At 70.6% G+C, this 12,983-nt stretch carries 10 protein-coding genes; 5 read left to right on the forward strand and 5 right to left on the reverse strand.

The window, feature by feature from the left end:
- Nucleotides 1–8: 8 nt before the first annotated feature.
- Nucleotides 9–911 (reverse strand): helix-turn-helix transcriptional regulator, encoded by a 903-nt coding sequence (locus VKQ35_RS07675; RefSeq protein WP_324360189.1) that lies wholly within the window; start codon nt 909–911, stop codon nt 9–11.
- 179 nt (nt 912–1,090) lie between these two features.
- Here VKQ35_RS07675 and VKQ35_RS07680 point away from each other — a divergent pair, with 179 nt between their 5' ends.
- From VKQ35_RS07680 to VKQ35_RS07700, 5 genes are all read left to right on the forward strand, one after another.
- Nucleotides 1,091–1,915, forward strand: coding sequence for an SDR family NAD(P)-dependent oxidoreductase (locus tag VKQ35_RS07680; protein WP_324360191.1), 825 nt, complete (start codon nt 1,091–1,093; stop codon nt 1,913–1,915).
- Between the two features lie 21 nt (nt 1,916–1,936).
- A complete protein-coding gene (locus tag VKQ35_RS07685; protein ID WP_324360193.1) occupies nt 1,937–3,571 on the forward strand; it encodes a GMC family oxidoreductase in 1,635 nt (544 codons plus the stop codon).
- A 169-nt stretch (nt 3,572–3,740) separates the two neighbouring features.
- A complete protein-coding gene (locus tag VKQ35_RS07690; RefSeq protein ID WP_324360283.1) occupies nt 3,741–5,600 on the forward strand; it encodes a TonB-dependent receptor plug domain-containing protein in 1,860 nt (619 codons plus the stop codon).
- Nucleotides 5,600–6,160, forward strand: a complete 561-nt coding sequence (locus tag VKQ35_RS07695) for a YfiR family protein (RefSeq protein ID WP_324360195.1) — start codon at nt 5,600–5,602, stop codon at nt 6,158–6,160. Before VKQ35_RS07690 ends, VKQ35_RS07695 begins: the two co-directional genes overlap by 1 nt.
- Nucleotides 6,157–7,938 carry a response regulator gene (locus VKQ35_RS07700; RefSeq protein ID WP_324360197.1) on the forward strand — a complete coding sequence of 594 codons (1,782 nt, stop codon included), beginning with the start codon at nt 6,157–6,159 and terminating at the stop codon, nt 7,936–7,938. The genes VKQ35_RS07695 and VKQ35_RS07700 overlap by 4 nt, the downstream gene beginning before the upstream one ends.
- Here the strand turns inward: VKQ35_RS07700 and VKQ35_RS07705 are convergent.
- The 4 genes from VKQ35_RS07705 to VKQ35_RS07720 all read right to left on the reverse strand — a co-directional run bounded on the left by VKQ35_RS07705 (nt 7,935) and on the right by VKQ35_RS07720 (nt 12,965).
- Nucleotides 7,935–8,747: a glycosyltransferase family 2 protein gene (locus tag VKQ35_RS07705; protein ID WP_324360199.1), complete on the reverse strand. Its 813-nt coding sequence runs from the start codon at nt 8,745–8,747 to the stop codon at nt 7,935–7,937. The two genes, VKQ35_RS07700 and VKQ35_RS07705, sit on opposite strands and share 4 nt — an antisense overlap.
- A gap of 155 nt (nt 8,748–8,902) precedes the next feature.
- On the reverse strand, nt 8,903–11,302 hold the full coding sequence (locus VKQ35_RS07710) for a TonB-dependent receptor (protein WP_324360201.1): 2,400 nt from the start codon (nt 11,300–11,302) through the stop codon (nt 8,903–8,905).
- A gap of 36 nt (nt 11,303–11,338) precedes the next feature.
- Entirely contained in the window at nt 11,339–12,349 is a 1,011-nt protein-coding gene (locus tag VKQ35_RS07715; protein WP_324360203.1) for a FecR family protein, read from the reverse strand.
- 88 nt (nt 12,350–12,437) lie between these two features.
- A complete protein-coding gene (locus tag VKQ35_RS07720) occupies nt 12,438–12,965 on the reverse strand; it encodes an RNA polymerase sigma factor (RefSeq protein ID WP_324360205.1) in 528 nt (175 codons plus the stop codon).
- Between the last annotated feature and the right edge of the window lie 18 nt (nt 12,966–12,983).

Raw genomic sequence — 12,983 nt, forward strand, 5'->3', positions numbered from 1 at the left:
GCTGGTTGCTATTTGCCGCCGGGCGGGTTCTCGCGATAGGCCGGGCCGCGCGCCAGGGACCGGGTGAGCGGCAGCAGGAACAGCAGCTCGCCGCCGAGCGCCGCGGCGGCGGGACCCACATCGGGGTTCAGGTAGCGGCGAATCTCTTCGGGGATCGAGCCCTCCGGCGCGACCGGGTTGCCCGAGGCGAGCTCCAGGAAATGGCGATTGTCGGCCTCGGCGTCGCCGGTGAGGTCGCCGACCCGCTCGAAGATCATCGGGTAGGCCGCGGGCGTGCGGCCCACATCGAGCGAGGGCGCCAGCACCAGTCCGTCGATCACCTCCGCCTTGGCCGTCGCCACCCCATGGAAGATGCCGAACAGGATGGCGCCGGAGATGACGTCCACGGTCACAGCGTAGAGCTGGTTGCCGGCCGGCAGCAGCCAGCCGTCGGCCAGCGTGCCGCCCGCGCCGACCCGGGTCCGTAGAAGGCCGTTGGGGTCCAGGCTCACCATGCAGTAGTCGTGCACAAAGCGGCCGGGCGAGAGGATGTAGGGCCGGGTGGAGCGGTAGAACCCTTCATAGGTTGGACCGCGCAGGGAGGTGGCGGCGAGGAACTGCTCCATGCCCACGAGCGGCAGGCCCAGCATGGCGTTGGCGCCGCTGCGGCCCGAGACGGTCTCCAGATCGGCGCCGATCAGCTCGGCGAAGCTCGCCAGGCTGCGATCCCAGTCGTGCGCCGTGAAGCCCGCGATGCGCTCGGCGATCAGGCCGGAGAGCAGCGAAAGGTTGTGCGCCGAGGGCTGGACCGCGCCGGACACCCAGCGGCCGACCACCGACTTGTCGACGCCCAGGTCCGCCGCCAGCCGCGCGCGGCTCATCGACAGCACCTTCAGCGTCAGTTCCAGCTTTTTGGCGAAGGGTTCGCTCATTCAGATCCTTGTCCCTGGCGGATGCGGTTTCGCCGCCGCCACGAGGCCTTGTCAATCCGCTTGGAGAGCTTTCGCGGCCTGTTTCGCGCGAAGGGACATAAGCCGGCGTTAACTCGATCAGGACAGCCGGTTTGACGCCCCGGTTTGACGAGGGAGCCCGGAGCGATGCAACTGGGCCGATGGCGAGCGAAAAGTCCACCTCCGCGCGACCCCTGGCGCTGATCACCGGCGCCTCGGCCGGCATCGGCGCAGCCTTCGCGCGGGCCTATGCCGCGCGGAGCTACGATCTGGCGCTCGTGGCGCGCCGGGCCGACCGGCTGGAGGCGCTGGCGGCCGAGCTTTCGGCGAAGCACGGCATCGAGGCCTTCGCGGTGTCGGCCGACCTCGCGGCCTGGGAAGCCTGCGAGGCGGTTCTGGCCGCGGTCGCCGCGCGCGGTCGCACCGTCGACGTCCTGGTCAACAACGCCGGTTTCTCGATCGCGCAGAGCTTCGCTGCCGTGCCGTGGTCGCGGCAGCGCGATTTCCTGATGACCCTGGTGGTCAACGCCTGCGGCCTGGCGCACGGGGTGATCCCGGGCATGGTCGAACGCTCGCGCGGCGTGATCATCAACGTCGCCTCGCTCACCGCGTTTGCGCCCGGCGTCGAAGGCCACAGCCTCTATCCGGGCGCCAAGAGCCTGGCGGTGAAGTGGAGTCAGTCGCTGGCCGCCGAGCTGGGGGGCAAGGGGATCAAGGTCACCGCGGTCTGCCCGGGCTTCACCTTGACCGAGTTCGCCGAGGCCAACGGCACCAAGCAGATCATGGACCAGGCTCCGCGGCGCTTTTTCCAGACCGCCGAGCAGGTGGTGGCCGAGACCCTGGCCGCCAACGATCGCGGCAAGGTGGTGCTGGTGCCCGGCTGGCACAACAAGGTCGCGGTGGCGATCCTGAAGCTGACCCCCGAATTCATCGCCATCCCGCTCATCAAACGCGGCGCGGCCAAGTACCATCTGGAAGATTCTTAAGCCGTTCTTCAGGAGCCGCGCATGGCGCATTTCGACGTGGTGATCATCGGCTCCGGCGCGGGCGGCGGCACCATCGCCCAGCGGCTGGCGGCCAGCGGCAAGACCATCCTGATCCTGGAGCGCGGCGATCAGCTGCCGCGCGAGGCGGAGAACTGGAGTTCCAAGGCGGTGTTCGTGGAGCGCCGCTACCAGACCAAGGAGCATTGGTACGACAAGCGCGGCAAGCCGTTCACCCCCAACACCCACTACTGGGTCGGCGGCAACACCACCTTCTATGGCGCCGCCCTCATGCGGTTTCGCGGGCGGGACTTCGAGGAGGTGCAGCACGCCGGTGGCGTCTCGCCGGCCTGGCCGATCGGCCTGACGGACCTGGCGTCCTACTACACCGAGGCCGAGACCCTGTGGCGGGTGCACGGCAACCGTGGCGATGACCCGACCGAAGAGGGGAACGAGCCGGCCTACGCCTGCGCCGCGGTGCACGACGACCCCGGCATCGCCCAGCTGCGCGAGCACTGGAAGCAGCAGGGCTGGCGGCCGTTCTCGCTGCCGCTCGGCATCAAGCTCGACCAGGCCCATCCGGTGACCTCGGCCTGCATCAAGTGCAAGACCTGCGGCGGCTATCCCTGCCTCCTGAAGGCCAAGTCCGACGCGCGGACCATCGCCATCGAGCCTTTGATGGACCTGCCGAACATCACCCTGCTCACCGGGCGCAAGGTGACGCGGCTGGAGACCGATCCCGGCGGCAAGCGCGTCACCGAGGTGGTCTGCCAGACCGAGCAGGGCGAGGAGCGGTGGACCGGCGACATCGTGGTGCTGGCGGCGGGCGCGGCCAATTCGGCGGCTGTGCTGCTGGCCTCGGCCAATGCGGCGCACCCGAACGGCCTGGCCAACGGCTCCGACCAGGTGGGACGCAACTATATGTTCCACACGCTGACCGCCATGGTCTCGCTGACCGCAGCGCATGTGGACGTGACCTTCCCCAAGACGCTGGCCTGCAACGACTTCTACTGGGGCGATCCGGATGGGAGCTACAACCTGCCGATGGGGCACATCCAGCTGCTGGAATACATGAGCGGCCAGACCCTGGAGGGGCAGGTCTCCGACTGGCTGCCGCCGGGTCTGGTGCCGGACGCGATCTCGGAGGGGATCGCGGAACGGATGCTGTCGATGCTGGTGATCAGCGAGGACCTGCCGCTGCCCGACAACCGGGTGCATCTCACCGCCGACGGGCGGATCTGCCTCGACTACAGCTACAACAACCTGGAAGGACACGAGCGGCTGGTGAAGAAGCTGCACGCCTCGCTGGACGGCTTCGTCGACCACGCGCACCCGATCAGCCAGCACCATTTCGAGTTCGGCAGTCTGCTGCCGCTCTATGGTACGGCGCACCAGGCCGGCACGATCAGGTTCGGCAAGGACCCCAAGAGCTCGGTGCTCGACCCCTGGTGCAAGGCCCACCAGCTGGACAACCTCTACGTCACCGACACCAGCTTCTTCCCCTCCATCGCCTCGGTGAACCCGACCCTGACGACGGTCGCCAACGCGCTGCGGGTCGGCGATCACCTGCTGGAGCGGCTGGGCAGGTCGGCGCCGGCGGCCAAGGCCCGTGGCGTCAAACGCCCCAGCGCGCACAAGGCCGGCGAGAGCCTGGCCTGAAGTCCACGGCGGCGGGAACCCCCTCGCCGTCAAAGCGTTGCCGTAGTCGGGCCGATGCGGGCGTCAGCGAAACCGCACGGCGCGGGTGGCTATTGGGGAGCTCGAGATCTTGGGGGGGATTCGGCGCAGTTCGAGCCTCGGCGTCGTGGCGGCGGTGGCCTTGGCCGCAATGACGGCGCCCTGGGCGGCGCGCGCCGAAGATCTTGCCGCGGCCGATCAGACGGTCGAGCGCCTCAGGGACTTCTCCCTGGAGGACCTGGCGAACCTGACCGTGACCTCGGTCTCGAAGCGCGAGGAGCCGCTCAGCCAGGCGCCGGCGTCGGTCTTCGTGATCACCGCCGAGGATATCCGCCGCTCCGGCGCGACCAGCCTGCCCGAGGCGCTGAGACTGGCGCCGAACCTTGAGGTCGCGCGGATCAACGCGGGCCAATATGCAATCACCGCGCGCGGCGGCAATTCGGCGGAAAGCTCCAACAAGCTTCTGGTGCTGATCAACGGGCGCAGCGTCTATGAGCCGATCGGTTCGGGCGTGCTCTGGCAGCAGGTCGACGTGGCGGTCTCCAGCATCGTGCGGATCGAGGTGATCAGCGGGCCGGGCGGCACGCTCTGGGGGGCGAACGCGGTCAACGGCGTGATCAACGTGATCACCGGATCCTCCGGCGACGGCCTGAAGCTGGATGTCGGCGGCGGCAATCTCGACCGCGAGGCGACCGCGAGTTGGAGCGGCAGGCTGGGTGGGCTGGGCCTCCATGCCACCATCTCCAGCTTCGACCGCTCCGGCCTGGATCGGGCGCCCGGCGACGCCACCGACGACGGCATCCGCGGCGCCATGGGCAACCTGCACCTCGACGGCGGCGACGGGCCGCTCAACTACTCGCTCTCGCTGAAGACCTACGACAACCACATGCCCGACGCCGACGGCAACCTGTGGGGCGGCGATGTGGCGGCCCATATCGCGCGCACCCTGGCCAATGGCGCGCAGCTGCAGGCGCAGGCCGACGTGGCGGTGGACGACCGCTCGGCGATCGACACCCACGAGCGGCGCACCACCTACAATGTGTCGGCGCAGGACGCCTTCACCGTCGGCGCGCACCAACTGGTGGTCGGCGGCGAGGCGAGGCTTTGGCGCGAGTATTTCCTCTCCACCAACATCTTCCACTTCGCCCAGCCGCGGGCAAACATCACAGTGGCCGCCATATTCGCCCAGGACGTGGTCAGTCTGCGGCCGGACCTCAAGCTGACGGTCGGGCTGAAGCTGGAGGACAACAGCTATTCCGGCCTGGACTGGATGCCCAACGTGCGGCTGGCCTGGACACCGGGCGAGGGGACCCTGGTCTGGGGGGCTGTCTCGCGGGCAGTGCGCACGCCCAACCGCATCGAGCGGGAGCTGACCGCGACCGGCGTCCTTTTGCCGTCGCCGGACTTCCAGTCGGAGTCCCTGTGGTCCTACGAATTGGGTTACCGGGCGCAGCCTACACCGCGCACCTCGTTCTCGATTACGGCCTTCTACGACGACTACGACGACCTGCGCACCGACCAGCCGCTGGGCGGGGCTGCGGTGCTGCCGATCGTTCTGCGCAACGGCGGCGAGGGACGGAGCTATGGCGTGGAGGCTTGGGGAACCTTCACGGTCACCGACTGGTGGCGCTTGCGGGCGGGCTTCAACACGCTTGAGCGAGACTATCGCCTGAAGCCGGGCAACGCCGATCTCACCCAGCTGCAGATCGCCGGCGTCGACCCCAAATATCAAGCGCAGCTGCGTTCCGACATGACCCTCAGCCGTGACCTCGACCTGAACCTGGCGCTGCGCCGGGTCGGGCGGACCGCCGGCGTGGCTGGCTTCGACAACGCGCCGGCCTATACCGAGGCCGACGCCCGCCTCGCCTGGAAGGTGCGGCCCGGCCTGGAGCTTTCGGTGAGCGGCTTCAACCTGCTGAATCCCCGCCACCTGGAGATCAACGACGCCTCGACCACGCCGGTTCGCTTCGTGCCGCGCAGCGGCTATGTCGGCCTGAGGTGGGGATTCTGATGCTGCGCTGGCGGGGCCTCGCGGCCCGCGGGGTTGCGGCGCTCGCGGCCGCCACGGCGGCCCTGGCGGCCGTCGCGCCGGCGCGGGCTGGGGACAGCGGCCTCGAGCTGGCCGTCAAGGCCACCTACCTCTACAAGCTCGCGCCGTTCGTGAGCTGGCCCAATACCGGCTGGAGCACCTCCAATGCGCCGCTGGTGATCTGCGTGCAGGGCGCCGATCCGTTCGGACCGCTGCTCGACCAGGCGACCGCGGGCCAGGCGGTCGGCACGCATCCGGTGACCGTCAAGCGGGTCGCCCGCCTGGAGCCCGACGTCGGTTGCCAGATCGCCTATGTCGCCGGCGGGGCCGCCCAGTCGAAGGCGCAGGCCTTGCAGGCCGTGGAGGGCGCGCCGGTGCTGACCGTCACCGACGAGGCGCGTGGCCCACCCGGGCGCGGCATCGTCCATCTGCTGCTGGACGGCGGCAAGGTGCGGTTCTCCATCGACGCCGGCCAGGCCGACCGCAATGGCGTGGCGATCAGTTCGAAGCTTTTGGCGCTTGCCGTGGCGGTGAAGCGATGAGCCCGCGCGACCCCATCCTGTCCCGCCGGCTGGCGGACCGGCGGCTGGTCACGGCGGCCTGGGCCAGCGTCGTGGCGCTGCTGGCCATCGGCGCGTTGCTGGCGGCGCGGGCGGAGATCGATCACCGGGCGGAGGCCGCGCGCCAGGCCGAGGTGCAGGCCGACATCCTGGCCGCCAGCGTCTCGGCGGCGCTGGCCTTCGACGACACCACTGCGATGCGCGAATATGTCGATGCGCTGCGGGTCAACAAGGCGATCGCCGCGGCGGCGGTCTATGACGCCTCCGGCCGGGCGGTGGTGACCTACAGCCATACCGGCGGGCCGCCGCCACCGGCCGGGGCGCCCAGGCTGGGGACCCGCTTCGCCGCACGCCATCTGACCGTGTCCCGCCCGGTGACCGAGCAGGGCTCGCGCCTGGGCGAGGTCTATCTGCAGATCCAGCCGGAGCCCTGGACGTCGATCCTGGCGCGGCATTCCGCGCTGGGTCTCCTGACCGTGCTGGCGTTCCTGCTGCTGGGCGTGGTGACCGCGGCGGCGGCGCAGCTGCAGGCCCGCGCCCGGCTGCTGGCCGAGGCCAACACGCGGCTGGTCGAGGAGATGGAGGCGCGCGGCAAGGCCGAGGAGGCGCTGCGGCAAAGCCAGAAGATGGAGGCGCTGGGCCAGCTCACCGGCGGCATCGCGCACGATTTCAACAACCTGCTGCAGGTGGTTCACGGCGCCTTCGAGCTGGTCCGGCGCAAGCCCGACGACAGCTCGCGGGTGGCGGCCTGGGCGGAGAACGGCATCGCCGCCGCCGAGCGCGGCGCCAGCCTGACCCGGCAACTGCTGGCGTTCTCGCGCAGCCAGAAGCTGGAGCTTAGGCCATTCGTGGTCGCCGACCTGATCGCCGAGATGCGCGACCTCCTGGTGCGCACGCTGGGGCCCGATATCGCGTTGGCCGTGGACCTCGACGAGGCGCGGGTCCCGGTGATGAGCGACCGCACCCAGCTGGAACTGGCGGTGCTGAACCTGGCGATCAACGCGCGCGACGCCATGCCGAACGGCGGGCGCCTGACCATCTCCACGGTGATCCGCGCGCTTCCGGCCGGGGACCCGGTGCTGGAGGCGGGGGAGTATGTGTCGCTGAGCGTCGCCGACACCGGCGAGGGCATGCCGGCCGAGGTGATCCAGCGCGCCTTCGATCCGTTCTTCACCACCAAGGGCGTCGGCAAGGGCACCGGCCTGGGGCTCAGCCAGGTCTATGGGGTGGCGCGCCAGGCGGGCGGCACGGCCGAGATCGCCAGCACGCCGGGCTTGGGAACGGTGGTGACCCTGCTGTTGCGGCGCTCGGCCCTGGCGGCGGACGCGCCGCAGGCGCAGGCGTCGCTGCGCCCGGTGCTGGCGCCCAAGGGCGGACGCACGGTGCTGCTGGTGGACGACGAGGCCCCAGTGCGCGAGCTGACCGCCGAGACCCTCGAGCTGCTGGGCTACCAAGTGCTCACCGCCGACAGCGGGGCGGCGGCGCTGGAGATCCTGGAGACGGCCCAGCCGGATGTGATGCTGTTCGACTACGCCATGCCGGCGATGAACGGGGCGGAGCTCGCCAGGCTCGCGCGGCTGATCCGGCCCGACACCCCGATCGTCATCGCCAGCGGCTATGCGGACACCGCCCAGGTGGAGGCGGCGCTGGGCGGCGAGGCGATGATCCTGCGCAAGCCCTTCAACATGGAGACGCTGGCCCAGACGGTGGCGGGCCTGGTGGGTGGCTCGGAAGAGCCGCCTGCGGAAGGCGAGGGCTAGACGGCGCGCCCGAGGCGGGCGGGCTGGGCGGCTTCGGCGGCCTGCGCCACGGCCCGGGCGCTGAGGATCTCGCGGGCGCGGATGCCGGAGAGCACGGCGTCGAGGCCGGCCATCAGCGAGATCGCCAGGCCGAGTTCGCCTTCGCGCACGCCCTGGCGCCAGACATAGCAGGTCCAGAACTGGCGCAGGCCGCGGGCCACGTCGCTCGTCAGCTTGCCGCCGGCGTCGGCGTCAGCGAGGTCGAGGGCACGCAGCGCCGTCTGGCGATTGAGGCGGGCCAGCAGCTGGCCCACATCGGCGTCGGCCCAGCGGCTGATCGGCGTCTCGATCGCACCGGCGTAGCGGCCTTCGAGCACCACGTCGGGGGCGACCCGGCCGGCCTTCCAGCGCTTCATGCTGCGGCGGAACAGGCGCGGCGCCATCGCCTCGCCCAGCCCGGCCCCCCAGCCGCGCCGAACCAGCGTCCCGCCCACATAGTTGGCCAGCGGCACGTCGAACCAGTCGCCGCCCGGCCGGCCATGGATCGCGGCGCGGATTTCATAGGCGAGCTTGGCGTCGACGTGTTCGTTCGGCTCGATCTCCAGGACCCATTCCCCCAGGCAGGCCGCAACGCCCGCGGCCTTGCGCTGGCTCTCCAGCGGGAAGATCCCATCGATCACGCGGGCGCCGAACTGGCGGGCGATCTCGGCGCTGCGGTCCACGCAGCGGTCGGCGACCACCACGATCTCGTCGCAGAAGTCGAGGCGGCGCAGGCAGTCCGCCAGCCGCGCCTCATCGTTCTGCGCACACACCAAAGCCGATAGCTTCACCGGCGACACCCCGTCCAAGAGCCCCGCGGCGTTAATCCGCCGTCAAGAATAAGACGCCGCTGCTTTTGATTGCCCCCCAGTCGGAAAATCAGGAATCGAATCAGTGCGTCAGCGCGCCACAGGGGCGCGGTCGGCAAGGGCGGCGAAGCTGAGCCTTAGAAGCTGCCGGCGAGGCGCAGACCGATCGTGCGCGGACGCTGCGGCGTGACCTGCCGGACCTGGCCGAAGGTGAAGGGATTGCCGTAGGCGAAGGTATTGCCGGCGGTGTTGGCGGGGTTGTTGACGAAGACGCTGACGCTCCAGCGCCTGGCGGCCACCTCGGCCAGCAGCTCGGCGTCGATGACCGGGTCGGTGCGCGCCGAGAAGGTCGGGTCGAAGGTCAGACGCGCGGGGCCGACGTAGTCCGCCTGGGCCACCAGCCGCAGCTTCAGGTCGCGGGGCAGGGGCTGCTCGTAGCGGGCGACCAGGCCGCCCGACATGCGCGGCGCGCCCGGCAGGCCGGAGCCCAGCTGGCCGGCGAAGTCGGGGTTGGTGCGGGTGAACTTCGGCGCCGAGTAGAGCGCGTTGGCCTGCAGGCTCAGGCCGAAGTCCCAGGCATAGGCGGCCTCGGCCTCCAGGCCCTGGATGTGGGCGTCGCCGACGTTGGCGGTGTAAGCCAGGCCCGACTGCCGGTACTGATCGGACTGGATGTTGTCCCACAGGTCGTAGAACAGGGCGGCGCGCACCGTCAGGCGGTGGTCGAGGACCTGGCCCTTGGCGCCGAACTCGAAGTTCATCAGCCGGTCGGGATCGAAGGTGGTGCGCTGCGGCTTGATGCCGACGAAGTTGGTGGTGTTGACGCCGCCGGGCCGAAAGCCGTCCGAATAGAGGCCGTAGAGCATCGGCCCGTCATCGAACTGGTACTGCAGCGAGAGCTTCGAGGAGACGCCGCTGTAGTCGCCCTTGAGGTCGGCCGCGCGCGACTGGGCGGGCGGCGCGCCGACGATGTCGGCGTCGACATGCAGCGAGGTGTCGAAGGCGCGCAGCCCCGCCGCGACCGTCCAGCCCGGCGCGAACCGCCAGGTCCCCTCGCCGTAGAGCGCGCCCTCGCGCACATGGTCGATGCGGTTTTCGTTGTAGACCCGGGTCAGGACCGGCTTCGGCCCGCCGACGGCCGCGATCACGGACGCCGCGGTGGGGACCAGATCGAGGGAGGAGGGCGTGCGTTCCACGGAGGCCGCGCCGTAGGCCCCGACCAGCCAGGAGACCGGCCCGGCGCCGGTCGAGGCGACCACCACGTCCTGCACCAGGCGGTGAATGCGCGCGCTCTCCGAATAGACGCCCAGGTCGTTGTTGGTCTCGATGAACTGAACGGCCACAGCGGTGGCGTCGTAGAGGCTCGAATAGGCGTGCTGCACATAGGAGGTCGACGAGGTCACCTGGCCCCAGGCGAGCTCGCCATGCAGGGTCAGGGCAGCCTGGGCGAAGTCGTTCTCCGAGGCCTCGCGCACCTGGTTGGCGCGTTTTCCGGGCTGCGTCAGGGTGGTGTACTGGGTGTCGCGCGAGCTCAGCCGCTGGCCGACCAGCGACAGGTCCGCGGTCCAGCTGTCGCCCAGCGCCAGGCCAAGCGCCGCCCGCCCGCCGGTGCGGACCGTCGAGTCCACGTTCGAAAGGCGTAGCGAGAGGTCGTCCAGGTAGCCGCCCTGATCGTCGTAGTAGCCCACCAGCCTCAGCGCCGCGCGGCCATCCACCAGGGGCAGATTGACGTAGCCGTCGCTCTCGTAGCTGGGCGCGCCGCCGACGGTGTTGGCGCCGCTGGCCTGGAGACCGCCGGTGAAGTTCTCGGAATCCGGCTTGTTGGTGACGATGCGGTAGACGCCGGCGAGCGCGCCGGAGCCGTAGAGCGCGCCCTGCGGTCCGCGCACCGTCTCGATGCGCTCGACGTCCACCAGGCGCAGGTCCGGATCGGGGGCGTTGTAGTTGATCGGGTCGTCGTCGAGGTAGGTCGAGACCGTCGAGCGCGCGCGGCCGGTGAAGGCGCCGTCGGAAAGCCCCCGCATCAGCAGCTTGTCGCGGCCGGGGCCCAGGTTGGTGGTCAGCACGCCGACCAGTTGGCCGGCGGTGGCGCGCGCGTCATAGGCGTTGGTGATGAACAGCTGGTCGCCGCTGATGGCGCTGACGCCGGCGGGCAGGTCGTCGGCCCGCTCCGCGCGCTTGCCGGCGGTGACCAGCAGCTCCGAGACCAGCGGCGTCTCCGATGCGGCCGCGCGGGAGGTCGGCGGCGCCGTCGTGGCGGTGATGCGCACGGTGTGGGCGTCGACGATCCGCCAGGCGCAGGGCGCGCCGGCCAGCGCCCGGGCCAGGGCGTCGCGCAGCGCATAGCGGCCGGAGAGCGCAGTGCTGCCGCCGCCGCCGCAGGCCGAGGCGCCCAGCAGGGAGACGTTGCCCTGCACGGCCAGATCGATCAGGGCTTCGGCGTAGGGTTTGGAGGGTATGGCGAAGCGCCGACGCGCTTCGAAGGCCTCAGCCCGGCTGGCGAGCGTGAGGAGGCAGAGCCCCGCGAAGGACCCGCGCAAAAAGGCCGCCGGCCTCGATATGGCCCAGTGTCCCCCTCATGGCTTCGCCGCCGGATCGCTGCGAAGCGAAATTCCGTCGCCTGAGGGTAGCGCCTTGACCGGTGCAAGCAAAGCGAGGCGGCGAATAACCGCAGCCTCGTCGTCGAGCACCAGGACGCCTGAGACGCGGGTCTGAGCCAGCGCCGGGTCGGCGAGCGTGATCGGGCTCGCGAACTGCTGGTTAAGGTCGGCGACGAGATCGCCCAATGGCTCATCGCGGAAGATCAGCCGTCCGGTGCGCCAGCTCTCCACCTGCAGCGGATCGGCGGCGGCGATCTGCACGGCGGGCGCGCGTTCGACGGTGTCGAGGCGCTGACCGGGGTGCAGACGGAAGACCTTGCCCGCCGCATCGCCGCCGGGGGCCACCTCGACCACGCCGCGCTCGACGGTGACTGAGAGCTCGGCCCCGCGATGCCGGACGTCGAAGCGGGTGCCGACCACGCGCACGGTGCGGTCGCCGGCGTCGATCAGGAAGGGCCGCGCCTTGTCGGCGGCCACATCGAACACGGCCTCGCCTTCGGGCATCGTAACGTGGCGCTCGTGGCGGCCGAGCGTGACGCTGATCCGCGAGCCGGCGTTGAGTTCGATGGTTGAGCCGTCGGCCAGCTTGACGGTGCGGTGCTCGCCCTTGGCGGTGGCGAAGCTCTCGGCCGTGGCCGGCGCGAACAGGCCAAGCGGCGTGACCGCGAGCGCCACCGCGGCGGCGGCCGCAAGACCGCCGGCCACCAGCCAGCCGCGGCGCGCGGCGGGCCGCAGCGGGCGGCGCGCGGGCGCCTCAGTCGAGGATGACTGGGCGAGGCCCTTGGAAAGCGTCGAGGCGGCGTCTTGCAGTTCGAGGGTGACGGACAGCGTCCGGTCGTAGGCGGCCGCGTTGGCGGGATGCGCCTCCAGCCAGGCGTCGAACTCGACCACCTCGGCATCGCTGAGATCGGGGGACTGCAGGCGCACGATCCAGTCGGCCGCGGACGCGAGCCTGCCGTCGTCGACCTTGATCCAGGCCTCACTCATCGAAACGATCCCACGCGCCCGAACAAGAACGCCTGATATCGACAAGACGTCGCCGCGGCGCCCAACCCCCCTGTCTGCGACTGCAACTTCATGGCGAAAGTTTCTGGGTCAACGCCTTTAGGGCGGCGGCGACATGCTTCTCGACCGCCTTGACCGAAAGCCCCATCGCCTGGGCGGTCTGCGCCTGGCTGAGCCCCTCCAGCTTATGCAACCGAAACGCGCGCCCGGCCTGGGGCGGCAGGTCCTGGACCGCGGCGAGCAAAGCGCGCATCCGCTGCGCCGAGGCGGCCGCCTCGTCGGCCGGCGGCTCCTCGGCGATATCGACCCCGCCGATCTCCGTGCGGACCGCCTGGCGCCAGGCGGTGTCGCGCTGCGCCGAGCGGGTCTCGCCGCGCGCCCGGTCGAGCATCAGGTTGAGCGCCATCCTGTAGAGCAGGGCCGTGGGGTTGCCGACGTCCTCGCCCCCGCGCTCACGAGCGGCGAGCTTGAGGTAGAGTTCCTGCGTCAGGTCCTCGGCGGCCGTCACCGAGCCCGCCCGCGCGGCCAGGAACCGCACGAGGTTGGAACGACGCGCCAGATAGAGCGCCAGCAGGGGATCGTCGCTGTCTGCGGCCACGCTTCCGGTGTGCCGCAT

Source organism: Phenylobacterium sp. (assembly GCF_035309685.1).
Taxonomy (GTDB): domain Bacteria; phylum Pseudomonadota; class Alphaproteobacteria; order Caulobacterales; family Caulobacteraceae; genus Phenylobacterium.

Bases quoted from the DNA above. Each gene is read 5' to 3' on its own strand.
- VKQ35_RS07685 (WP_324360193.1), top strand. From the start codon at position 1,937: ATGGCGCATTTCGACGTGGTGATCATCGGCTCCGGCGCGGGCGGCGGC.
- VKQ35_RS07695 (WP_324360195.1), top strand. From the start codon at position 5,600: ATGCTGCGCTGGCGGGGCCTCGCGGCCCGCGGGGTTGCGGCGCTCGCG.
- VKQ35_RS07690 (WP_324360283.1), top strand. From the start codon at position 3,741: ATGACGGCGCCCTGGGCGGCGCGCGCCGAAGATCTTGCCGCGGCCGAT.
- VKQ35_RS07680 (WP_324360191.1), top strand. From the start codon at position 1,091: ATGGCGAGCGAAAAGTCCACCTCCGCGCGACCCCTGGCGCTGATCACC.
- VKQ35_RS07700 (WP_324360197.1), top strand. From the start codon at position 6,157: ATGAGCCCGCGCGACCCCATCCTGTCCCGCCGGCTGGCGGACCGGCGG.
- VKQ35_RS07715 (WP_324360203.1), bottom strand. From the start codon at position 12,349: ATGAGTGAGGCCTGGATCAAGGTCGACGACGGCAGGCTCGCGTCCGCG.
- VKQ35_RS07675 (WP_324360189.1), bottom strand. From the start codon at position 911: ATGAGCGAACCCTTCGCCAAAAAGCTGGAACTGACGCTGAAGGTGCTG.